This is a genomic window from Rhodococcus sp. OK611, from assembly GCF_003050885.1.
Lineage (GTDB): Bacteria > Actinomycetota > Actinomycetes > Mycobacteriales > Mycobacteriaceae > Rhodococcus_G > Rhodococcus_G oryzae.
Genome location: NZ_QAOZ01000023.1, coordinates 41,580 through 61,750, shown reverse-complemented (window position 1 = coordinate 61,750; position 20,171 = coordinate 41,580). Strand labels below are relative to the sequence as shown.

At 68.7% G+C, this 20,171-nt stretch carries 24 protein-coding genes and 1 pseudogene; 8 read left to right on the top strand and 17 right to left on the bottom strand.

The window, feature by feature from the left end; genetic code table 11:
• Positions 1-32: 32 nt before the first annotated feature.
• Complete coding sequence (locus tag C8K38_RS24995; RefSeq protein WP_097214100.1) at positions 33-749, top strand: ABC transporter permease; 717 nt, start codon at positions 33-35, stop codon at positions 747-749.
• 49 nt (positions 750-798) lie between these two features.
• The gene (locus C8K38_RS24990) at positions 799-1,752 is read left to right on the top strand and encodes a glycine betaine ABC transporter substrate-binding protein (protein WP_097214099.1); all 954 of its coding nucleotides are present in this window, start codon (positions 799-801) and stop codon (positions 1,750-1,752) included.
• A gap of 115 nt (positions 1,753-1,867) precedes the next feature.
• Here the strand turns inward: C8K38_RS24990 and C8K38_RS24985 are convergent, their stop codons facing one another.
• From C8K38_RS24985 to C8K38_RS24930, 11 genes are all read right to left on the bottom strand, one after another.
• Positions 1,868-2,104 carry a hypothetical protein gene (locus C8K38_RS24985; protein WP_143548522.1) on the bottom strand — a complete coding sequence of 79 codons (237 nt, stop codon included), beginning with the start codon at positions 2,102-2,104 and terminating at the stop codon, positions 1,868-1,870.
• A gap of 84 nt (positions 2,105-2,188) precedes the next feature.
• Complete coding sequence (locus C8K38_RS24980; RefSeq protein WP_097214053.1) at positions 2,189-2,452, bottom strand: hypothetical protein; 264 nt, start codon at positions 2,450-2,452, stop codon at positions 2,189-2,191.
• A 37-nt stretch (positions 2,453-2,489) separates the two neighbouring features.
• Complete coding sequence (locus C8K38_RS24975) at positions 2,490-2,846, bottom strand: hypothetical protein (protein ID WP_097214052.1); 357 nt, start codon at positions 2,844-2,846, stop codon at positions 2,490-2,492.
• A gap of 66 nt (positions 2,847-2,912) precedes the next feature.
• Positions 2,913-3,572 carry a hypothetical protein gene (locus C8K38_RS24970; RefSeq protein ID WP_097214051.1) on the bottom strand — a complete coding sequence of 220 codons (660 nt, stop codon included), beginning with the start codon at positions 3,570-3,572 and terminating at the stop codon, positions 2,913-2,915.
• Between the two features lie 16 nt (positions 3,573-3,588).
• Positions 3,589-3,867 (bottom strand): hypothetical protein, encoded by a 279-nt coding sequence (locus C8K38_RS24965; RefSeq protein ID WP_136911393.1) that lies wholly within the window; start codon positions 3,865-3,867, stop codon positions 3,589-3,591.
• A gap of 25 nt (positions 3,868-3,892) precedes the next feature.
• Positions 3,893-4,093, bottom strand: coding sequence for a hypothetical protein (locus tag C8K38_RS24960; RefSeq protein WP_097214049.1), 201 nt, complete (start codon positions 4,091-4,093; stop codon positions 3,893-3,895).
• On the bottom strand, positions 4,090-4,404 hold the full coding sequence (locus C8K38_RS24955) for a hypothetical protein (RefSeq protein WP_097214048.1): 315 nt from the start codon (positions 4,402-4,404) through the stop codon (positions 4,090-4,092). The genes C8K38_RS24960 and C8K38_RS24955 overlap by 4 nt, the downstream gene beginning before the upstream one ends.
• Positions 4,401-4,811 carry an Imm50 family immunity protein gene (locus C8K38_RS24950; protein ID WP_097214047.1) on the bottom strand — a complete coding sequence of 137 codons (411 nt, stop codon included), beginning with the start codon at positions 4,809-4,811 and terminating at the stop codon, positions 4,401-4,403. The genes C8K38_RS24955 and C8K38_RS24950 overlap by 4 nt, the downstream gene beginning before the upstream one ends.
• Positions 4,808-5,077, bottom strand: a complete 270-nt coding sequence (locus tag C8K38_RS24945; protein ID WP_143548521.1) for a hypothetical protein — start codon at positions 5,075-5,077, stop codon at positions 4,808-4,810. The genes C8K38_RS24950 and C8K38_RS24945 overlap by 4 nt, the downstream gene beginning before the upstream one ends.
• 64 nt (positions 5,078-5,141) lie before the next feature.
• Entirely contained in the window at positions 5,142-5,531 is a 390-nt protein-coding gene (locus C8K38_RS24940; RefSeq protein WP_097214045.1) for a hypothetical protein, read from the bottom strand.
• A 400-nt stretch (positions 5,532-5,931) separates the two neighbouring features.
• Complete coding sequence (locus C8K38_RS24930) at positions 5,932-7,125, bottom strand: PucR family transcriptional regulator (RefSeq protein ID WP_097214043.1); 1,194 nt, start codon at positions 7,123-7,125, stop codon at positions 5,932-5,934.
• A 179-nt stretch (positions 7,126-7,304) separates the two neighbouring features.
• Between C8K38_RS24930 and C8K38_RS24925 the strand changes: the two genes are divergently transcribed.
• Both C8K38_RS24925 and C8K38_RS24920 read left to right on the top strand, forming a co-directional pair.
• The gene (locus C8K38_RS24925) at positions 7,305-9,023 is read left to right on the top strand and encodes an aldehyde dehydrogenase family protein (protein ID WP_257017804.1); all 1,719 of its coding nucleotides are present in this window, start codon (positions 7,305-7,307) and stop codon (positions 9,021-9,023) included.
• Positions 9,024-9,123: 100 nt separating this feature from the next.
• Positions 9,124-10,675: pseudogene (locus C8K38_RS24920) on the top strand (GMC family oxidoreductase).
• Between the two features lie 42 nt (positions 10,676-10,717).
• Here C8K38_RS24920 and C8K38_RS24915 read toward each other — a convergent pair.
• Positions 10,718-11,866, bottom strand: coding sequence for an acyl-CoA dehydrogenase family protein (locus tag C8K38_RS24915; protein WP_097214042.1), 1,149 nt, complete (start codon positions 11,864-11,866; stop codon positions 10,718-10,720).
• 166 nt (positions 11,867-12,032) lie between these two features.
• Between C8K38_RS24915 and C8K38_RS24910 the strand changes: the two genes are divergently transcribed.
• Together C8K38_RS24910 and C8K38_RS24905 are read left to right on the top strand one after the other, a co-directional pair.
• Positions 12,033-12,818 carry an enoyl-CoA hydratase/isomerase family protein gene (locus C8K38_RS24910; protein ID WP_097214041.1) on the top strand — a complete coding sequence of 262 codons (786 nt, stop codon included), beginning with the start codon at positions 12,033-12,035 and terminating at the stop codon, positions 12,816-12,818.
• Between the two features lie 57 nt (positions 12,819-12,875).
• Positions 12,876-13,457 carry a TetR/AcrR family transcriptional regulator gene (locus C8K38_RS24905; RefSeq protein WP_097214040.1) on the top strand — a complete coding sequence of 194 codons (582 nt, stop codon included), beginning with the start codon at positions 12,876-12,878 and terminating at the stop codon, positions 13,455-13,457.
• Between the two features lie 10 nt (positions 13,458-13,467).
• On the opposite strand, the gene C8K38_RS24900 is transcribed toward C8K38_RS24905, so the two are convergent.
• A complete protein-coding gene (locus C8K38_RS24900; protein ID WP_097214039.1) occupies positions 13,468-15,510 on the bottom strand; it encodes a CocE/NonD family hydrolase in 2,043 nt (680 codons plus the stop codon).
• 190 nt (positions 15,511-15,700) lie between these two features.
• Positions 15,701-16,171: a MarR family winged helix-turn-helix transcriptional regulator gene (locus tag C8K38_RS24895; protein ID WP_209927132.1), complete on the bottom strand. Its 471-nt coding sequence runs from the start codon at positions 16,169-16,171 to the stop codon at positions 15,701-15,703.
• 82 nt (positions 16,172-16,253) lie between these two features.
• Between C8K38_RS24895 and C8K38_RS24890 the strand changes: the two genes are divergently transcribed.
• Positions 16,254-17,384, top strand: coding sequence for an epoxide hydrolase family protein (locus tag C8K38_RS24890; protein ID WP_179800703.1), 1,131 nt, complete (start codon positions 16,254-16,256; stop codon positions 17,382-17,384).
• An 8-nt stretch (positions 17,385-17,392) separates the two neighbouring features.
• Here C8K38_RS24890 and C8K38_RS24885 read toward each other — a convergent pair whose 3' ends face one another.
• Positions 17,393-17,845, bottom strand: coding sequence for a MaoC/PaaZ C-terminal domain-containing protein (locus tag C8K38_RS24885; RefSeq protein WP_097214037.1), 453 nt, complete (start codon positions 17,843-17,845; stop codon positions 17,393-17,395).
• Positions 17,846-17,947: 102 nt separating this feature from the next.
• Between C8K38_RS24885 and C8K38_RS28185 the strand changes: the two genes are divergently transcribed.
• Positions 17,948-18,328 (top strand): DUF7715 family protein, encoded by a 381-nt coding sequence (locus C8K38_RS28185; RefSeq protein WP_097214036.1) that lies wholly within the window; start codon positions 17,948-17,950, stop codon positions 18,326-18,328.
• 61 nt (positions 18,329-18,389) lie between these two features.
• Here C8K38_RS28185 and C8K38_RS24875 read toward each other — a convergent pair whose 3' ends face one another.
• Both C8K38_RS24875 and C8K38_RS24870 read right to left on the bottom strand, forming a co-directional pair.
• On the bottom strand, positions 18,390-19,337 hold the full coding sequence (locus C8K38_RS24875; RefSeq protein ID WP_097214035.1) for an ABC transporter substrate-binding protein: 948 nt from the start codon (positions 19,335-19,337) through the stop codon (positions 18,390-18,392).
• 101 nt (positions 19,338-19,438) lie between these two features.
• Positions 19,439-20,146 carry a class II aldolase/adducin family protein gene (locus C8K38_RS24870; protein WP_097214034.1) on the bottom strand — a complete coding sequence of 236 codons (708 nt, stop codon included), beginning with the start codon at positions 20,144-20,146 and terminating at the stop codon, positions 19,439-19,441.
• Between the last annotated feature and the right edge of the window lie 25 nt (positions 20,147-20,171).

Here is a 20,171-nt window from a genome sequence, read left to right as displayed (position 1 = left end):
ACACCGCGGCCGCCGACCGCCGCGCCGAACGGATGCGCCTGCTCGCCCAGCCGGTGCTGGTTCTCCTGCTGGCCGGTGGTGTCCTGGCGTGGGCGTTCAGCCGCGACCTGAACGCCACCCAGCAGGCCAGCATCAGCGTGGCCAATCTGGCGACCCTGACCTGGCAGCACGTGCTGATCACGGTCGCCGTGGTGGTGATCGTGGTGGCATTGGCGGTACCCCTGGGCACGCTGCTCACCCGGCCGGGCTGGACCCGGCTGGCGCCGGTGTTCGTCGGCATCGCGAACATCGGTGCCGCCGCCCCGGCCATCGGCCTGTTGGTGCTCTTCTACCTCGCCACCCGCACCACCGGGTTCTGGATCGGGGTGCTGCCGATCGCCTTCTACTCGCTACTTCCGGTTCTGCGCAACACGATCCTCGGCTATCAGCAGGTGGATCCCACGCTGATCGACGCGGGCCGCGGCCAGGGCATGTCGGCGCGCACGGTGCTCCGCCGCGTCGAGTTCCCGATGGCGGTGCCGTACATCCTGGCCGGCCTGCGCACCTCGCTGGTGCTGGCGGTCGGCACGGCCACCCTCTGTTTTCTGGTCAGCGCCGGCGGGCTCGGCGTCCTGATCGACACGGGGTACAAGTTGCGCGACAACGTGACCCTGGTGGTGGGTGCCGTACTAGCGGTCTCGCTGGCCCTGCTTGTCGACTGGCTCGGCGCCCTCGCCGAGGTCTACCTCGGCCCGAAGGGATTGCGTTGACATGGCCGGACGCCGGAAACTCCTGCTGCGTAAGGTCGCAGCGTTCGCGATGGTCGCGGCGACTGCCGTCACGCTGGCCTCCTGCGGGCTCGAGTCCGGCGGCGCGCTGCCCCTCAAGGTCGGCCCGGGCAGCATCACTCCAGTCCCCGAGCTCGAGGGTGTCCCGATCACGGTGGGCTCCAAGGACTTCACCGAGCAGATCATCCTCGGGTACATCATCGAGTTCGCCTTGTCCGCGGCCGGCGCGGACATCCGCGACCTCACCAACATCCAGGGCTCCAATAGCACCCGCGACGCGCAGGTCCACGGCCAGATCGACCTCACCTACGAGTACACCGGCACCGGCTGGATCAACTACCTGGGCCACGAGCACCCGATCCCCGACCCCACCGCACAGTTCGAGGCGGTGCGCGACGAGGACCTCACCCGTAACGGCCTGGTGTGGACCGACCCCGCGCCGATGAACAACACCTACGCCCTGGCCACCAGCCGAGCCACCGCGGAAGCCACCGGGGTGCGGACGCTCTCCGAGTACGCGGATCTGGTCAAGCGTGACCCGGCCGCGGCGACCACCTGCGTCGAGACCGAGTTCAACGTCCGCCAGGACGGCTATCCAGGTATGGCCGCGGCCTACGACTTCGATCCGGCCAAGGCGCAGAAGCAGATCCTGCAGACGGGCATCATCTACCAGGCCACCGCGGACGGCACCCAGTGCAAGTTCGGCGAGGTGTTCACCACCGACGGCCGGATCATCGCGCTGGACCTGGTCCTGCTCGACGACGACCGCTCCTTCTTCCCGAAATACAATCCGGCACTGATCATGCGTGAGGGATTCGCGCAGGAGCACCCGCAGGTCGCGGAGGTGATGGCGCCAGTATCCGCGGAGCTGACCGACGAAGAGATCACCGAGCTGAACCGCCGCGTCGACGTCGACGGCCAGGAGCCGGCCGACGTGGCCCGAGCGTGGTTGGTGGACAAGGGTTTCGTCACGGCTGCCGACTGACCCGCCTACTTGGTATGGAACCGGATCTCGTGGATCTCGACATCGGACAGGTTCGGGATCACATCGCCGTAGATCGCCCGAATACTGCGGGCATCCTGTAGGAACTCGATCCAGCTCATTCGCCGCTGCTCCAGATTCCGGTCGGGGAGATCGAGACCTCACCCGGTGCGAAGCTGATGAAGTCTTCGATGTGAATCGCCGACCGCGGCCCAGCCAGTTCGACGAGGATGAGGCCAGGCCGTCCGCGTGCGGGCGCGCGGTGTTCTTCGTCGAGACCCGGATGGTCGACGCCGAGCCGCTCGATCACCTTGAACTCAACGCGCCCCTTCCGATCCAGCATGATCCCCAGCACGTCCGAGACCCCATCGATGAAGTTCGGTCGACTCTTGAGATGTCCCATCCGTTAAGTCACGCACCATCTTCCATCGAGCGTTTGCTAGATCGGGGTACCCCGGTTCCGACCCGGCGGCATGATGAGCAACTCGTCCCGCTCACGGCGCCTGCACTCAGCCGCAAACGACGAGGCAACGGCCGGGTCGGACAAGAAACGCGCGTAGGTTTCGGGGTCGATCTCGTAGTACTCCTCGTAGTCGACCAGTCCGTTGCTCACCGGGATCGACACGTAGCCTCCGCCTGTCACCAGATCGATGCCGACCGAGAATCGCTCGTCGCGCGAGACGTACGTGTCATTGAATCTCATGCTGCTCCTTTGCAACCCGGCCTCGCGCACCTGTTCCTCAGTTGAACATCAGCCGATCCTTCACGGACACTTCGGATCCGATCCCGACCTCGAGGAGTCCCGCCGCATCGTCGTACTCCACCGCGACGCGGAGCACAGCCGAACCAGGTTCCTGAGATACATCGAATCTCGTGGCGCCTTCACGGTAGACATCGACGAGTCGACGACCGTCCGCGATCCAGACGAGCCTGATCGAACGGCCGAGCGGATCGAGGGTCAGGTCGACATGGTCCCCGTCGTCGGACACCGCCCGGAGCGCCAGGACTCCGAGATCCCCGCCACCTTCCAGCAGGGAGATCCGGTCGACCTCCGACAAATCCGAGAGATTCGGGGTCTCGAACTGGCGGTATGACATGTCTCCCCCTCGTACTCGTCAGACGAAAGCCTCCCATCGCCTGGCCGTTCATCCAACCGTTCCGAACTAGGACAATGCCTGCTGCAGGCTGTCGAGTTCCGCTGTGTCGGCATAGATATCTATACCGACCACATGATCGTCGAACGACCCGAAACCCCGAATCAGCAGCCCGCCGGACGGGATGGAGGGCACGAGTTGTGGAACGAGCGTGTTGCCGTCGGCCGACACATCCCGAATCGCGCGGGCCGCGCGCTCCAGTCGGTCGATGTTCTCCGGCGGCGGCAGCACGAGGCAAACGGCCGACCGCGCGCGGCTGACTTCGATCGCGGTACCCAACTGCTCGAGATCTGTCACCAGCAATCCCCCGAACTGCACGTCCGTTCGCCCGGTCTGCCAATCGCGGCGCTCCCCGTGGGGAAGGGCCACGCCCTGGCTTTCCCACTGGCCCCAGAGCGCCTGACGCTCCATCGACAGCCGTCCGGTCCGGCTGTAGGGCCGAAGCGGCGGCGTCATCCCGACAAGCGCGACTCGACTGTTCGCGAAGCTCGACACGGCAGGCCGAAGCACCTCGAATGCCGACGCGACCGCACCCGATATCGAGCGGTCTCCTACCCGAGCAAACTCGATACCGAGCACACCGATGCCCGGATACGCGGATGCGACCGGCGCCAGAATGGGCACTGACTGCGCCGGTTCACGGTTCAGCGTGAAACGGTTGCCGTTCATTGCAGGGTGCATTCCCCTACGCCTCATTCCTGCCGGATTCAAGGGATGAGGCCATGACATCCAGGCCCTCGAGCGCGAGCAACCCCTGCCCACGTTGGTCCTCCTGGGAAACCAGAAACCGCACCCGCTCCAGTTCGAACTCGACATCGCGAATCCGATCGGCTACCGGCTTCAACGTGCGATCCAGCCCTCGCCCGCACCTGGCGAGCCTGCCCTGGACTTCGGCCACGTCGATCAGATCTCGTTCGAACTCCCTGATCGCATGCTGGTTGTCGGACAGCAACTGTCGAGACATCAGTCCACCCCCATGGCCATCCCCGTCACCGTACCCAGAGGGCCGGCCAGTCGTCGAACTCCGCGACAACCTCTCCGTCGAGAAGCAGTGTGTAGAGCGCGTCCGCCGGGAAATCGCCCAGCCGAATCGACAGCGTCTGGCCATCCAGTCTTGCGCGGTGTGGCTCGCGCGGGTCTCCGGTCGCCTCCCAGTGTATGCGCTGGTCCAGCTGTCCCACAGCCGTCATGGCAGCTCCCGATAGAGTTTCAGTAGTCCCTCGCTGAAGTACTCGACCTTCGCCCCACCAGGTGTCTCGGCCACGATGTCCCTAGCGAGTTCGCGCCCCTCCGAATCCAGCGAGGCGATCACCGACCGGATCTCCTCGGCGGCGCGTTCCGGCATCGTCAGCGCGATGATTTGCTGGTATTGCTCGTTCCAGTCCTCGATCCGCTGACTCAGCGCCTCGGACAATCCCAGTTCGGCCGCGGTTGACCGCCCCGCCTGCGGATCAACCAGGGACGGTTCGAGATAGTCGGCAGACAGTCTCAGGTATCTCATGCCACTCCTCCTCCCAGACCGGCACTCTGGTGAGCTGAGATCTTGCGAATCGCGATCCACCGCGCCACCATCTTCAGACGCGACGCGCCAATGCAGGCAACCTCATACCCCGAGCCCGGGGCCTCGTCGACGTGGAGGCTCGCCCGTCGCTCGGTACCCCAACCGCTCAACTCAACGCCTCGCACCTCGGAGAAGTGCAGTTCGATCTGCACCGTATTCGCTTGCTGCTCGACCCACTTCGGTGGCGGGTTCAGTGGATAGTCGGCCAGGTCGAGCCGCAGAATGACCGAACTCCCCCGCGTGTCGAACCGGATCTCGTGGACCTCGACTTCGGACAGGTTCGGGATCACATCGCCGTAGATCGCCCGAACACTGCGGGCGTCCTGCAAGAATTCGATCCAGCTCATTCGCCGCTGCTCCAGATTCCGGTCGGGTAGATCGTGACGTCACGCGGTGCAAAACTGATGAAGTCTCCGATTCGAATCGTCGGCCGCTGCCCGACCATTTCGACAAGGATGATTCCGAGCCGAACATCTAGCGCAACAACATCATCCGCCTCCAGAGCCTTGATCTGCCCGCTCACGGTAAGAACTCCGCTGCTCTCCGACACTTCGGCAACACCGCACTTGATGATCACAACGCTCCCCCACGGAACCGGGTCTGCGATCTCCAACTCGACATCCAACGCCCATCCGGCTTTTGCACGGACTCGCCCTGCCAGGTGGAGTTCAGGGCGATCACACGTGCCTCCTCAACGGTCGGGGAAGTGAGGTGACGACACACCCGAGCACCTCGGCGATCGCCGAATCGAACCAGAGGATGACCGCCCGCCCAGCGACCGCGGGCATCGCCATCCACACGGTTTCGCAGTCGGCGTTCTCGAGCCCGGACAGGAGATCTTGCGTTCCATGAACGACGGCCCCGGACTTCAACTCGCGGCGCCACCTTCGCTCGTAGATCGTGACCGCCACCTGCCGGTCGGTTTCGTGAACCTCGACGTGTTGATCTGCAGGCCCGACGCCCGCGAGCAAGCCATCGGCGATATCGACCGTTGTTCGGTCGAGGCTCGACTGAGCGAGCAGTCTTCTTATCTCCGTGATCGACACCGTCGTGACCGAGTCCGTCATCGACGTGGCCCCTCTTCGACATACTGTTGCGCCAAAAGGCCGAGCATGAAGGTGCACGCGACCTCCTCGGAGTCAAAGCTCACGTCATCCCACCTCGAGCCTCGCTCGGAAAAGAACACGAGCCACTGGTCGCCTTCCTGCAGAAGGCAGAGCCTGTTCTCGACCTCTCGACCGATTGAGTAATCACGCTCACCGAATCCGAGTCGCTCGAGATAGCCGTCCAGTCGTCGAACGTTGATCCGCACTGCCCACCCGCTTCCCGAAGTGTCCCGGCTCAATTCACAGAGCGCACGTGATTTGGACGCACGGATGGTTCGATCGGTTCCATCACCACCGAAGACGGGTGCAGGGCGACTCACAACCGAACCTCGACCCCATCGGGACCGGCGCAGGCCCGGGCTCACTCCCGCCCGGCGCCCAGCAGCCGGTGGGCGCACAGCCCGACGTACAGCTCGGCTGCGTGCACCGGGTCGGAGAAGTCCCGGCCGGTCAGCTCCTGGATCCGGCGCAGCCGGTACAGCACGGTGTTGCGGTGATAGTGCAGCTGCGCGGCCGCCGCCGTCGTCGATCCGCGGGCGGCGAACCAGGCCTCGAGGGTCGTCAGCAGGTTGCGCTGTTCGTCGGCGGGCAGGGCCAGCACCGGCCCCAGGACCTGACGGGCGGCGAGCTGTCCGGCGTCCGGCTGGCGGATCACCAGCAGCGGCACCGGGACCGCGTCGTAGCGCGTCGGGGCGCCCGCACCGTCGGGCGCGCAGCTCCTGGCCTGCCGGGCCTGCTCCACCGCCGCCCCGATGCCGCCCGGTCGGGCGAACCCGCGGCTCACCCCGACGGGTCCGCCGCCGATCTCGCCCAGCGCGGCGAGCGCCGCGTCCAGCGCCGCCTCCGCGGGTGCCCACAGCAGGCCGAGGCGACCGTCGACCTCGGTGTCCCACACCGAGTCGACGCCGACCCCACCCAGCCTGGATCGCAGCGCGTCCGCAGACGGACAGGTCGTCGAATCCCGCACGGACACAATAAGAAAGGCACCCCGCTCGGGGATCCGGAACGCCCGCACCGCATCCGCGACGCCAGCCGGGTTGAGGGCGTGGTTCGCGAACAGGGTCCGGGCCAGCCGCCGCCTCGCCTCGGCGTCCTCCCTGGCCCTCGTGTCGGCCGCCTCCCGGTAGGCGTCGGCCGCGGCGTCGGAATAGACGTCGACCAGCGCCCAGACCTGCTCGGCCATGTCCAGCAGCCAGCGGCTGGCGCGCCCGTCCGACCGCGCCATCAGCTCCTCCCAGATCAGCCGCCCGCCGAGCCGGAAGGCGTGCAGCAGCGCGGCCAGCGACACTCCCCGTTCCGCCTTCATCCGCCCGGCCGCGCGGGCCGACTCGAGCCGGATCGGCGCGGTGCCGTCGAGGTTCGCGAGCATCGAGGAGAGGTTGTCCCAGCACGCGGACCGCAGTTGCTCCGGCGTCAGCAGTGAGGCGTCGGCGTAGTCCTGCTCGGCGGCCACGATGCGAGCGACCAATTCGTCGGCGAGCGCGTCCACCGAGGCGCGCATGTCGTGCAGCAGCTCGGCTGGTGTGGGTGGAGCGATTTCGGGGCTGACGACCATCGCCCCAGGGTAGCCGCCGGTGAGTGATCCACGCCATAGCAATTTGTGCGGTCGCACAACCGGCTGGTCGACATCGACGCCCTCCGCCTATGGCGCACGGCACCGGATGGGACGAGGATCACACATAGAAGATCCGACGAGTCCGGCCCCGCCCGACTCGAATCGAACGGAGTTGTCCCGTGTCTGATCACGACCCCGCCAGCACCCACCCGGCCATCGATCAGGCCCTGGCCGACCTCGTCGAGGGCGAGAAGGCCTGGGCGGGCCTGTCCCTTGGCCACCGGCGCCAACTGCTCGACCAGGTCCGCGACCTCACCGTGGAGTACGCGGCCGAATGGGTGGCGGCGGCTGTGCAGATCAAGCGACTCGACCCCGACTCCCCCCTGGTCGGCGAGGAGTGGATCTCAGGGCCGTACTCGGTGGCCACCGCCGCGACGGTGCTGTCGGACAGCCTCGAGAAGCTGGAATCCGGCGCCAGTCCGCTGACCGACGCCACCTTCGGCACCGCCCCCGGCGGCCGCACCACCGTGCGGGCCCTGCCGATGAACGTCTTCGACAAGCTGCTGCTGAGCGGGTTCAGCGCCGACGTGTGGCTGCAGCCGGGCGTCGATCGTGCGACGGCACAGCGCGAGGCGGGCCTCGCCCAGCTCGATCCGACCCGGACACAGGGCGTCGGGGTGGTCCTTGGCGCGGGCAACATCACCTCGATCGCGCCGCTCGACACCCTGTACGAACTGTTCGCGCACAACCGCGTCGTCGCGCTCAAGCTCAACCCGATCATGGACCGGATGCTGCCGGTGTTCACGAAGGTGCTCGAGCCGTTCATCGCGATCGGCGCGGTCCGCATCCTGACCGGCGGCGCCGACGTCGGCACCTACCTGACCCGGCATGGGCTGGTCGACCACGTGCACATGACGGGCAGCGCGCTCACCCACGACGCGATCGTCTTCGGCACCGGCGAGGAGGGCGCGCGCCGCAAGGCGGCCGGCGAGCCGGTCCTCGACAAGGGCATGACCAGCGAGCTGGGCGGGGTGTCGCCGACCATCGTGCTGCCCGGCACCTGGAGCCGCGCCGACATCGAGTTCCAGGCCGAGCACATCGCCACGCAGCGCCTGCACAACGGCGGCTACAACTGCATCGCCTCGCAGGTGGTCGTGCTGTCCTCGCGGTGGCCGCAACGCGACGAGTTCGTCGCCGCGCTGCGCGCCGCCGTCGACCGCGCCCCCGCCCGGCCGGCGTACTACCCGGGCAGCGACGACCGGGTCGCCTCGGCCGAGCGGTCCTACCCGAAGGCAGAGCGCCTGGGCCAGAAGGGCGGCCGGGTGCTGGTGTCGGGCCTGCAGCCCGACGAGTTCGCCCCGCTGCTGCAGACCGAGTACTTCGGGCCGGTGCTCGGGGTGATCGAGCTGCCGCACGACGGCGAGCAGTTCGCGACCCGCGCCGCCGACGTGGTCAACGAGCAGTTCGTCGGGACGCTCGGGGTCAACATCATCGCAGAGCCCGGCACCATCGACTCGATGGGGGCGCGCTTCGACGCGCTGCTCGAATCGCTGCGGTACGGCACGATCGCGATCAACGCATGGACCGGGGTCGGGTACCTCACCCCCGCGGCGACCTGGGGCGCGTTCCCCGGCCACACCCTCAGCGACGTGCAGAGCGGCATCGGCGTGGTGCACAACGCGCTGCTGATCGACCGGCCCGAGCGCACCGTGGTGCGCGGGCCGTTCCGGCCGTCCCCGCGGTCGCTGATGCACCGGGAGTGGTCGATCTCACCGAAGCCGCCGTGGTTCGTCACCAACCGGACCGCGGCAGGCACCGGGCGGCGGCTGACCGAGTTCGCGGGCAAGCCATCGTGGACGAAGCTGCCCGCAATCTTCGCCTCGGCGCTGCGCGGCTAAGACCGACGGTTCCGCACCCGCGGCGAGAGCCGCCTCCCCCCAACACTTCCCGATGTGGAGATGAACGCATGTCCAGTCATCGTCAGTCGCCGACTACGTCATCGTCGGCGCGGGATCGTCCGGCGCCGCGCTGGCCGGCCGGCTCAGCTCCGACCCGCGCACCGAGGTCGTCCTCCTCGAGGCAGGTCCGCCGGACAAGGACAAGTACATCCACATTCCCGCGGCCTTCTCCAAGCTGTTCCGCAGCGAGGTCGACTGGGACTACCTGACCGAGCCGCAGCCCGGACTCGGCGGCCGCAGCATCTACTGGCCGCGAAGGAAGACGCTCGGCGGTTCCTCGTCGATGAACGCCATGATGTGGGTGCGCGGCTTCGCCGCCGACTACGACGAGTGGGCCGAACTCGCCGACGACTCCTGGTCCTTCGGCAAGGTGGTGGAGTACTTCCGCCGGATCGAGAACGTGGAAGGCGCCGCCACCGACGACGCCGGCACCACCGGCCCGCTGACGGTGAGCCGGCAGCGCTCCCCCCGACCGCTCACCGGCGCCTACCTGGAGGCGGCGCGGGAGACGGGATTCCCGGTGGAGCGCGCGAACACCGCTCAGCCCGAGGGCTTCTTGCAGACGATGGTCACCCAGAAGCGCGGCGCCCGCTGGAGCACGGCCGACGCCTACCTCGCGCCCGCGCGCAAGCGCGCCAACCTGACTGTGCTCACCGAGGCCGCCGCGACCCGGGTGCTGTTCGAGGGATCGGCCGCCGTCGGGGTCGAGTACGTGCAGGGCGGCGCGGTCCGCACGGTCCGCGCCCGCAAGGAGGTGGTGCTCGCCGGCGGCACGATCAACACCCCGCAGCTGCTGATGCTGTCCGGCATCGGCGACGAGCAGCAGCTGCGCGCACGGCATCGCCGTGCGTCACCACCTCCCCGAGGTGGGCCGCAACCTGTCCGACCACCTGGTGTCGATGCTCGGCTACCGCGTCGAAGCGGATACCCTCTTCGCCGCCGAGAAGCTCCCCGAGCTCGCCAACTACCTGGCCCGGCGCCGCGGGATGCTCACCTCGAATGTCGGCGAGGCGTACGGGTTCACCCGCAGCCGTGAGGATCTCGCGCTGCCTGACCTGGAAATGATCTTCGCGCCCGCCCCGTTCTTCGACGAGGGCCTGGTGCCCGGCACCGAGCACGCCGTGATCCTCGGGACGATCCTGCTCAAGCCGGAGAGCCGCGGCGAGATCACGCTGCGGTCGGCGGCGCACGCAGACAAGCCGATCATCGATCCGCGCTACCTCAGCGACGCGGGCGGCGTCGACCGCCGCGCGATGCTCGAGGGCCTGCGGGTGTGCGACTCGCTGGCCTCGGCGCCCGCGCTGAAGTCGCGGCTCGGGGAGATGGTCCGGCCCGCCCTGACCTCCCGCCCACCGCTGGAGGAGGTGCTCGAGATCGCCCTCGAGCGCAACTCGCACACCCTCTATCACCCCACCGGAACCTGCCGGATGGGCAGCGACGCGGCCAGCGTCGTCGATCCCCAGTTGCGGGTGCGCGGGGTGGATCGACTGCGCGTGGCGGACGCGTCGATCATGCCGACCATCATCCGCGGCCACACCCACGCGCCGTGCGTGGTGATCGGAGAAAGGGCGGCCGACCTACTCCGGCAGTAGAACTGAGCGGGCCGGGCGCCGATCTCGGGCGTCCGGCAGCGCCTACAGCGACTTCGCGATGATTCCCTTCATCACCTCGTTGGCCCCGGCGTAGATCTTCTGGACGCGGGCGTCCTCGTACATCCGGGCGATCAGGTACTCGCGCATGTAGCCGTAGCCGCCGTAGAGCTGGACGCACCGGTCGATCACCGCACACTGCTGCTCGGTGAGCCAGTACTTGACCATCGCCGCCTCGGACGGGTCCAGCTCACCGCGCAGGTGCGACTGGATGCAGTGGTCGAGGAACACCTCGCAGGTGCGCGCGATGGTCTGGCACTCGGCCAGCTCGAAGGCGGTGTTCTGGAACTCGAAGAGGCTGTGCCCGAACGCCTGCCGCGACTTCGTGTACGCGACGGTCTCCTGCACGGCCCGGTTCATCGCGCCCGACGCCTGCGCGCCGATGATCAGCCGTTCCTGCACCAGCTGCGCCATCAGCTGACCGAAGCCCTGCCCCTCGGCGTCGCCGAGCAGGTTCGACACCGGCACCCGCACGTCGGTGAACGAGAGCTCGGAGGTGTCGGCGCCGTGCTGGCCCACCTTGTCCAGCACCCGCCCGACGACGAATCCCGGGCAGTCGCGCAGGTCGACGATCAGCAGGGACACGCCCTTGGCGCCCGCCTTCGGGTCGGTCTTGACGACAAGCACGATCATGTCGGCGGAGGCGCCGTTGGTGATGAACGTCTTGGAGCCGTTGACGATGTAGTCGTCGCCGTCGCGAATGGCGGTGGTCTTGATGGCCTTGAGGTCCGAGCCGGCGCCGGGCTCGGTCATGCCGATGGCGGTGAGGATCTCCCCGGTCGCCATGCCCGGCAGCCACGTCTTCTTCTGCTCCTCGGAGCCGTACTCGGCGATGTAGTGCGGGACGATGCCGCTGTGCACGGAGATCCCGAGGGCGAGATCGCCGGCGTAGCCCTGGGCCTCGAAGACGGCGAGGTCGTGCGCGAAGGTGCCGCCACCGCCGCCGTACTCCTCCGGGATGGAGCAGCACAGCAGGCCGAGCTCACCTGCCTTGAGCCACACCTCGCGGTCGATGCGGTGCTGGGCGTCCCACTTGTCGTTGTGCGCCACCACCTCCCGCTCGAAGAATCCGGCCGCGAGCTCGGAGAGCGCACGGACCTCGTCGTCGTGCCAGCTGGGGAGGTACTTCTTCACGACGTCGACCGCCTTCTCGGGTGTCCGAACCGGGCCGCGCCTCTCGGCCGGCCGCTACTTGGTGCCAATGCTAACGATGTACGGAGGGACGCCCGGACAGCACCGCCCGACCGGCGTCGGCACCGACACCCTTCCCCAAAACTGCAACACGTTCTAGCATGCAACGATGAGCCTCCTCATCACCGACGACAAGCGCGTCCGGACGATCACCCTCAACCGGCCCGACGCGCTGAACGCGTTCGACGAGGCGCTCTACGACGCCACCACCGAGGCCCTGCGCGCGGCCGCCGAGGACCCCGACGTCGCGGTGCTGCTGCTCACCGGCAGCGGGCGCGCGTTCAGCGCGGGCACGGACCTGCGCGAGATGCACGCCCGCACCACCGATCCCGACTTCCGGCCGGGCAAGCACGGGTTCCCCGGGCTGCTCGACGCGCTTGTCGAGTTCCCCAAGCCGCTGATCTGCGCGGTCAACGGGATCGGGCTCGGCATCGGCGCGACGGTGCTCGGCTTCGCGGACCTGGCCTTCATGTCGACCACCGCCAAGCTCAAGTGCCCGTTCACCGGCCTCGGCGTCGCACCCGAGGCGGCCTCGAGCTACCTGATGCCCCAGCTGGTCGGCAGGCAGAACGCGGCCTGGCTGCTGATGTCCTCGGAGTGGATCGACGCCGCGCAGGCGAAGGAGATGGGACTGGTCTGGCGGGTCTGCGAGCCGGACGAGCTGATGGGCGAGGCCCGCAGGCACGCCGAAGTGCTTGCCGCCAAGCCGATCTCCAGCCTGATCGCGGTCAAGCGCACGATGACCGAGCCGCTGCGGGCCGAGATCGACGCCGCACGCGAGCGGGAGAACGCCTGCTTCCGCGACCTGATGGGCGGCCCCGCCAACATCGAGGCCCTCACCGCGTTCGCGGAGGGCCGCCAGCCGGACTTCACGGCCCTGCCCGCGGGCTGGTGATCGAGCCGAGCCCGACCCTTTGCCCGAGTCCCCCCGCTTCCAGTAGCGTCTGGACATGTGTCTAGTGAAGCCAAGTTCGAATCCACTCGCCGGCGCCTGACCGAGCAGCAGGCCGAGACCGTCGACAAGCTGACCACGGCCGCGGTCGCGGTGCTGCGTGAGCAGGGATTCTCGGGCCTCACCGTCCGCATGGTTGCGGCGGAGGCGGGCGTCGCCGCGGCGACCGCGTACACCTACTTCTCGTCGAAGAGCCACCTCGTCGCGGAGGTGTTCTGGCGGCGCCTGAACGCGGTCCCGCGGGAGGTGCCCACCGACCTCGATCCGGTCGCCCGGGTCTGCCGGGTGCTGCGCGATGTCGCGCTGCTCGTCTCCGACGAGCCCGCCCTGGCGGCGGCGAGCACCACGGCGATCCTGGGCAACGACCCCGACGTCGAGCACCTGCGCCTGCGGATCGGCATGGACATCCGGGGCCGGCTGATCGCCGCCCTCGGCCCGGGGCACGCCCCGGAGGTGCTCGACGCGCTCGAGATCGCGTGGTCCGGGGCGCTGGTCCGCGCGGGCATGGGCTACGAGTCCTACGAGCAGATCGCCGACCGGCTCGAGACCACCGCCAAGCTCATCATGGCGGGGCAGAAGTAGCCCCGCGCCGCTACCAGGCGCTCGCCCCGACCAGCGGCAGGTTCAGGAAGCTGGGCCGCTCTGGCGACAGCTGCACGTGCTGCGGCCGGTTCTGGCCGTCGGCCATCATCGGGCCGAGCGGCAGGTACCGGGGGACGCTGGCGGCATAGACGTCCACCCGCAGCCGGTGCCCCGGCTTGAGCAGCGCGTCAGTGGGCACCAGGTTGATGTCCACCGGCGTCACCTGGCCCGGGATGACGGGCTTGCGCGCGGACACCGTCAGCTTGTGGTGCGGCTCGGCGTAGTCCCCGTTCGCCGACCGCTGGCTCTGCGCCTCGTCGACCTCGCGCAGCGACGCGGTGAGGGCGCCGTTGGTGAGCGTGGTCGAGGTGCCGTCGGGCGCAACGTCATTGAGGGTGACCGCCCAGAAGCCGTCGGGTGCGTCGAGGACCGTCTCCAGGTGCAGGTTCACCGGCCCGGACAGTTCGGTCGGCTCCGCGACCGGGGCGCTGGTGAACGCGAGCCCCTCGGCCTCCTGGAACCGGGAGTCCTTGCTGCACACCGAGCCCAGGATCACGGTCATGCCCGCGGTCCCCTGCGCGCCGTCGCGGGAGCAGAACCCGCGCAGCCCGGGGGCGGCCGTCAGACGCGCCGAACTCTGGGGCGTCGCCGCGACGAGGCTGCCGTCGCGCGCGGCGTGGCCCGCGGTCCCGCTCGGCGCGTCCGAGAGGTACATCCGCTGGTACTCGACGCCCGCACGGGGGAACTGGTCGGTGGTCGTCCAGCCGTTGCCCTGCTGGTACAGCGTGACCGGGCCGTAACGGTCGATGCCGTTGTCGATCCCCTTGAGCCACTTGTCGAACCAGGCCCGCTCGAGGACGTCGAGCCGCGGCGGGGCGCCCGCCTCGCCGAATCCGCCGCCGAAGGTGACGTGGTAGTTGTCGCTCATGATCAGCTGCTTCTGCCCGGCGGGGAGCGGGATCGCGTTGTAGACGCGGGGCTCGCTGTTGGCGAAGATGTCGTGCCAGGCGCCGTAGAGCATGGTGGGCACCGCGATGTTCTCCACGTTGGCCTTCCGCTCCTGATAGAAGGTGCCGTCCTGCGCGACGCCCAGCGTGGTGGGATCGAGATCGTTGACCGTCGGGGCTGTCATCGCCTCGCGGAGTTCGGCGATCAGGGTGAGCGGGTCGCGCAACCGGTCCTGCAGCCACTGCTGGTCGAACCGCCCCTGCACGAGGGACTGCACGTCGGGAATGAGCTTGGTCCCGTTGACGAGCGCGAGCCACAGCGGCATGAAGCCGACGCCGAGTCCGCCTCCGGTTCCGACGATGTCGCGGAGCAGGTCGTTCCCCGGCTCCATGGGGAAGATCGCCTTCAGCGCGGGCGGGCGGTAGCCGGCGGCCTGGAGGGAGTTGATCCCGGAATAGGACACGCCTCCCATGCCGACCTTGCCGTTCGACCACGACTGCTTGCTCATCCAGTCGATGATCTCGACGGAATCCTGCTGCTCACGCGGGCCGAGTGTCTGCCAATCTCCCTGGGAGAACCCGGTGCCGCGGGTGTCGACGACCACCTGCGTGTAGCCGCTGCGGATGAGGTCCCGGTTCACGGCGAAGACGCGCATGCCGCCGCCGGTGAGCACCTTCGCGGTCTCGCCGACGCCGTCGAGCGGGGTGCCGGCGAGGTCGTAGGAGCTGACCAGGTCGACGAGGGTGTCCTCGAGTCCGGGCACGGCCATCATCGAGTCGACCAGGTTGCTGATCAGCTTGGTGTACGGCGTCACGTTCAGGATCGACGGCATCTTGGTGTCGATCGGCTTGCCGGACGCGTCCGCGGGGCGGTAGACGTTGCCCTTGAGCACGGTCCCGTCGCTCATCGTGATCGGCACGTCCCAGTCGATCGCGACGACCGGGTACTCCGGCGCGGCGTCGGCGGTGGCCTGCCACTTCGCGCCGTCCGCTCCCCCGCTCGGGTCGGCGGACGCGACGCCGCCCGGCGCGACGGCGAGGCCGATCGCCAGGGCGCCGACCAGGGCCAGCGTTCCGGTCCGCGCGAGCGACCCTCGTCGAGCCATCCGTGTGCGCATCGCTACTCGAACCCCCCATGGATTCTCCGGTGACGCTCGATCGCCCGGGTGGCCGCCGTCACAAACTTACTGGATAGTAACCACCCATATACCCGCCGTCAATACTGAAGTTAACCTCAATTCACCACCGTCGTAAGCACCTATTAGCGTTGCGCGAGAACACAATTCGTTCCCATACCTAGGCCCAGCCGGCTCCCCGCCGCCCGGACTGATGTTCGACCAGCCGCTCGACGAGCGCGATCAACGTCTCACGCTCCCCCGCGCCGAGCGGCGCGAGCAGATCCTCCTGCGCCTCGACCGCCAGGGCCTCCAACCGCCGCTGGTGCCGACTCCCCTCGGGGGTGATCGTGACGACGTTGCGGCGCCGGTCCACCGGATCCGGTTCGCGCACGAGATACCCGCCGCCCTCCAATTCGCCGACCACGGCGGCGATATCGCTGCGATCGAGGCGACAGAGACGGCCGAGCGAGGCCTGACTGAGCGGACCGTTCTCGGCGAGCGCGGACAGCACCGAGTAGTGCCAGCGGTGCGCCCCAACCTCGGCCATCCGCTCATTGAGCAGCCGCTGGGCGTGAATGCCCGCCTGCCCCATCAGCCAGGTCGGCGAGCGTCGCAGCGCGGTCGGCGGGCCGTCATCGATGGACTCCATGCGCACCATCCTAGTAACCGTTGGCGCTACCAACAAGTTCTGTTATCGTTGGCGTCGCCAACGATCAACGCAGGAGGTTCCGATGCCCGACACGACCATCAGCCCGTCCCGGATCGACATCCCGCAGTCCGCGCTCGACGACCTGCGCGACCGGTTGGCCCGCACCCGCTGGCCCGACGAGCTCGACGAGGCCGGCTGGGACTACGGCATCCCGCTCGGCCGGATGCGGGAACTGGCCGACTACTGGCGCGACGGATACGACTGGCGCGCACACGAGGCCGCCCTGAACCGCCACCCGCAGTTCGCCACCGAGATCGACGGCGCCACTATGCATTTCCTGCACGTCCGTTCCCCCGAGCCGGACGCGACGCCGCTGATCCTCACCCACGGCTGGCCGGGCTCGTTCATAGAATTCCTCGACGTCATCGGCCCGCTGTCCGACCCCCGCGCGCACGGCGGCGATCCCGCGGACGCCTTCCACCTGGTGATCCCGTCGATCCCAGGCTTCGGGCCGTCCGGCCCGACCCGCGACCGCGGCTGGGACACCGCCCGCGTCGCCCGCGCCTTCGCCGAGCTGATGAACCGGCTGGGATACGAGCGATACGGCGCACAGGGCGGAGACTGGGGCTCCGGAGTCTCCCAGCAGCTCGCAATCGCGGCGCCCGAGAACGTGATCGGCGTGCACGTCAACTACCTGCCGCACGGACCCGTCGCGACCGAGGGGCTCTCCGACGGCGACGCCGCGCGGGTCGAGGTCATCCGGAACTTCCTCGCCAACAGGCCCGGCTACATGCAGATGCAGGCCACCCGCCCGCAGACCATCGCCTACTCCCTCACCGACTCACCGTCCGGGCAGCTGGCCTGGATCGCCGACAAGGTCAGGGAGTGGACCGACCCGGCGCACCCGCTGCCGGACGACGTGCTGCTGACCGACGTCTCGCTGCACTGGTTCTTCGGCACCGCCGGATCCTCGGCGCGGCTGACGTTCGAGTCCGGCGGACCGCGCGGCGACGGACCGACCGGCGTCGCGCCGCTCGGGATGGCGGTGTTCGCGCACGACATCGTCCGTCCGGTCCGCAGCGTCTCGGAGAAGGCGCACCCGACGCTGGTTCACTGGAGCGAGTTCGACGAAGGCGGGCACTTCGCGGCGATGGAGGTGCCGGAGCTGCTGGTGGGCGACGTGCGGGCGTTCTTCCGGTGCCTGCGCGGATAGGAACGGCGTCAGGGCCGACGGTGCAGGTACAGCTCGGTGAGCAGGCTGAACACCGCCCGGCCCTGCGCGTCCGCCAGCTGCCCGGTCGTGGTCACCAACCCGCGGCCGCGATCGTCCAGTTCGACCTCGTCGATCACCAGAAGTCCGGTCAGGACGTCACCGGGACGCACGGGGCGCAGGAACCGGACGTCGCGCAGCCCGCGCGCGCCGATCACGCTCCAGTACCGATAGGCGCCGAGCACCGCGAGCCGCTGGTAGACGGCGGTGGTGTGGATCCCGCTGGCGATGAGCCCGCCGAAGTAGCCGGCGGCGGCCGCCGCCGCGTCGAGATGGGAGTCCTGTGGATCCCACACGGTCGAGAAGTCCACCATCTCGGCCTCGCCGACGGTATGCGAGCCGAGATCGATGACGTCGCCGACCATCAGGTCCTCGGCGTACTTCACCTCGTCCATGACGTCCATCGTGCCAGGACGCCGGCCAAATGCCGTCAAACTCGCGATCCCGTCTCACAGTGTCGGACGTGACTGCCACACTGCGCGCAACCGACCGGAGGGGGCATCACGATGCGGGGACTGGTGGCAACGGCTCGAACTCAGGGGCAGCGAGACAACGACTTCGATTTCTGCGTCGAAGGCGAACTCGTGTGGATTGGCCTCGTATGTGCCAGGGACGAAGCCGATCCCGACGGCGGCTGCGGTTGCGGACGGGCATTCAGCGGCCTCAACTCGCACCGCGCCACCACCACTGCCCGAGTGGCCGAACTCGCAGGGTTCACAGGAGACGACTACGTCGAGGCACTCCGATCCGGGCTCGCGCAGGCCGGGTGGCCGCCGAACCTCGCAGGCGAGCTGGCGGGCGACATGCTTGCGATCGCGGCGCACTGGCCGGCGGGAACCGTGATCGAGCGGCGACTCGACCGGTTCCAGGCACGAGGGGCAACCTAGAAGCCCGGGCACGCCCGCTCGCCCGACCATCGGAGCAGGCGAGCGGACACCCAGGCCGTTGCTAGACGCTCGCGACTGACCGGGCCGCCTCCACCGCCTCACCGATCCACGGCACCACCGCGGCGCGCACGTCGACCGGCCTCGACAGCAGCCCGTTGGCGGCCAACAACTCCCCCGCCCGCTGCTGCTCGTCGAGGAACGCCTCGCTGACCCGGTTCAGGCCGAACGGGCGGCCGCGCAGCGCGCGCTCCCAGCGGTCCAGGTCGGCCCGATCGCCGCGGGCGAGCGCATCGTCGACGAAGTACTGCGCGGCCTCGCGCGGGTTGGCCTCGATCCACGCGTCGGATTCCTGGAGGGCCGCGATGACCGCCTCGAGCGCCTCACGGTTGTTCTCCGCGAAGTCCCGGCGGGTGAACCACAGCGACGGGTGGCTGAACAGCGACTCGGTGTCCACCAGGGTCTTCAGCTCGTGGGACTTCTCGAGCGCCTCGAGGCCCGGGTAGGCGCCGACCCAGGCGTCCAAGTCGCCGCGCAACAGCGCCTCGGCGCCGTCGTTCACGCCGGTGTCGACCGGTTCGACGTCTGCCCAGCTGAGCCCGGCGGTCTCCAGCGCGAACAACAGCAGCGTGGTCTGCCAGGAGCCGTGCGCGATCCCCACCCTCTTGCCACTCAGGTCCGCGGCCGTCTCGATGCCCGAGCTCGCGAGGGCCACCAGCCGGCCGTTCTCCACGCGGGGGCCGGAGATGCCGATGTAGACCACGTCGTGGCCCTTGGCGAGGGCGGTCAGCGGCGGGGTGAAGCCGGTCCCGATGACGTCGTAGCCACCCTCGGTGAACAGCCAGTCGGAGTGCAGGCTCGGCAGACCGGTCTTGGGATTCACGGCCTCGGCCTCCGGAAGGGCGCGCAGGTCAACCCATTCCACCTCGGGCAGCGCCTTTTCGAGGATGCCGCGGTGACGCAGGACGAACAGGGAGTTGTTGTGCGGGAAGTAGCCGACACGAACGGTCATGTGAAAGTTCTCCTCGAAAAGTGGGTTGGGAAGGCGCGACGCGCCTGTGCGCGGTTGACGAGTGTGGGGACTAGTCAACCGCGCACGGGCGGCGGAGCCGCCTAGACGAGTCCGCGGCGGCGGGCCTCGTCGACCAGCCCGCTGCGGGACCACTGGGCGACGAGGTTGGTCTTGTCGAATTCGACCGTGCCGCCGACGGACTCGCCGATGGCCTGGTACTGGGCGCCCTCCTCGAGCAGCACCACGAACTTGGCCAGCTCGAGCAGGCCCGCGCGGCCGATCACGTTGACGCCGCCGTTGGCCTCGAAGATCGCGACCAGGTCGGGGTCGCGGACCAGCTCGCCGAGGATGAACTCGCCCGCGCCGATGCTGCGGTCGATGTGCGGCGGGATCTCGCGGGACAGGGTGAGCCGCTGCGAGGCCGCGTACCGGATCGGCAGGCTCTTGTGGGTCTGCGCGAAGCCGCCGAGCCACGGGGTGTGCACGTGCACGATCGAGGTGATCTCCTGGTGCTCGCGGAACACCTTGGCGTAGCCGGTGACGAAGCCGGCGGAGCCGCGGCCGGAGAGCACCTCGCCGTCGAAGGTCGCGACGACGGGCTCGATGGTGCGGTCGTCGGCCCAGGGCCCGGGCTCGTTGAGGGCGACGGCGATCTCCTCGCCGGGCACCCGCTCGACGAAGTTGACGGTGCCGTTGGCGGAGACGGTGCCGGTCTCGCGGAAGACGCGGAACGCCTTCTCGGCGTCGCGGGTGGCGCTCGCGACGAAGGCGGCGACGGTCTCGCTGATACGGGATTCGGTGGTGGTCATGGGTTTCTCCTGGTGAAGTTCGAAA

What these genes read in the sequence shown, in the direction of transcription:
- C8K38_RS24995 (WP_097214100.1), top strand. Translation starts at nt 33, where the DNA reads ATGCGCCTGCTCGCCCAGCCGGTGCTGGTTCTCCTGCTGGCCGGTGGT.
- C8K38_RS24990 (WP_097214099.1), top strand. Translation starts at nt 799, where the DNA reads ATGGTCGCGGCGACTGCCGTCACGCTGGCCTCCTGCGGGCTCGAGTCC.
- C8K38_RS24980 (WP_097214053.1), bottom strand. Translation starts at nt 2,452, where the DNA reads ATGAGATTCAATGACACGTACGTCTCGCGCGACGAGCGATTCTCGGTC.
- C8K38_RS24975 (WP_097214052.1), bottom strand. Translation starts at nt 2,846, where the DNA reads ATGTCATACCGCCAGTTCGAGACCCCGAATCTCTCGGATTTGTCGGAG.
- C8K38_RS24970 (WP_097214051.1), bottom strand. Translation starts at nt 3,572, where the DNA reads ATGAACGGCAACCGTTTCACGCTGAACCGTGAACCGGCGCAGTCAGTG.
- C8K38_RS24965 (WP_136911393.1), bottom strand. Translation starts at nt 3,867, where the DNA reads ATGTCTCGACAGTTGCTGTCCGACAACCAGCATGCGATCAGGGAGTTC.
- C8K38_RS24960 (WP_097214049.1), bottom strand. Translation starts at nt 4,093, where the DNA reads ATGACGGCTGTGGGACAGCTGGACCAGCGCATACACTGGGAGGCGACC.
- C8K38_RS24955 (WP_097214048.1), bottom strand. Translation starts at nt 4,404, where the DNA reads ATGAGATACCTGAGACTGTCTGCCGACTATCTCGAACCGTCCCTGGTT.
- C8K38_RS24950 (WP_097214047.1), bottom strand. Translation starts at nt 4,811, where the DNA reads ATGAGCTGGATCGAATTCTTGCAGGACGCCCGCAGTGTTCGGGCGATC.
- C8K38_RS24940 (WP_097214045.1), bottom strand. Translation starts at nt 5,531, where the DNA reads ATGACGGACTCGGTCACGACGGTGTCGATCACGGAGATAAGAAGACTG.
- C8K38_RS24930 (WP_097214043.1), bottom strand. Translation starts at nt 7,125, where the DNA reads ATGGTCGTCAGCCCCGAAATCGCTCCACCCACACCAGCCGAGCTGCTG.
- C8K38_RS24910 (WP_097214041.1), top strand. Translation starts at nt 12,033, where the DNA reads ATGAGCCTCCTCATCACCGACGACAAGCGCGTCCGGACGATCACCCTC.
- C8K38_RS24900 (WP_097214039.1), bottom strand. Translation starts at nt 15,510, where the DNA reads ATGGCTCGACGAGGGTCGCTCGCGCGGACCGGAACGCTGGCCCTGGTC.
- C8K38_RS24895 (WP_209927132.1), bottom strand. Translation starts at nt 16,171, where the DNA reads ATGGAGTCCATCGATGACGGCCCGCCGACCGCGCTGCGACGCTCGCCG.
- C8K38_RS24890 (WP_179800703.1), top strand. Translation starts at nt 16,254, where the DNA reads ATGCCCGACACGACCATCAGCCCGTCCCGGATCGACATCCCGCAGTCC.
- C8K38_RS24885 (WP_097214037.1), bottom strand. Translation starts at nt 17,845, where the DNA reads ATGGACGTCATGGACGAGGTGAAGTACGCCGAGGACCTGATGGTCGGC.
- C8K38_RS28185 (WP_097214036.1), top strand. Translation starts at nt 17,948, where the DNA reads ATGCGGGGACTGGTGGCAACGGCTCGAACTCAGGGGCAGCGAGACAAC.
- C8K38_RS24875 (WP_097214035.1), bottom strand. Translation starts at nt 19,337, where the DNA reads ATGACCGTTCGTGTCGGCTACTTCCCGCACAACAACTCCCTGTTCGTC.
- C8K38_RS24870 (WP_097214034.1), bottom strand. Translation starts at nt 20,146, where the DNA reads ATGACCACCACCGAATCCCGTATCAGCGAGACCGTCGCCGCCTTCGTC.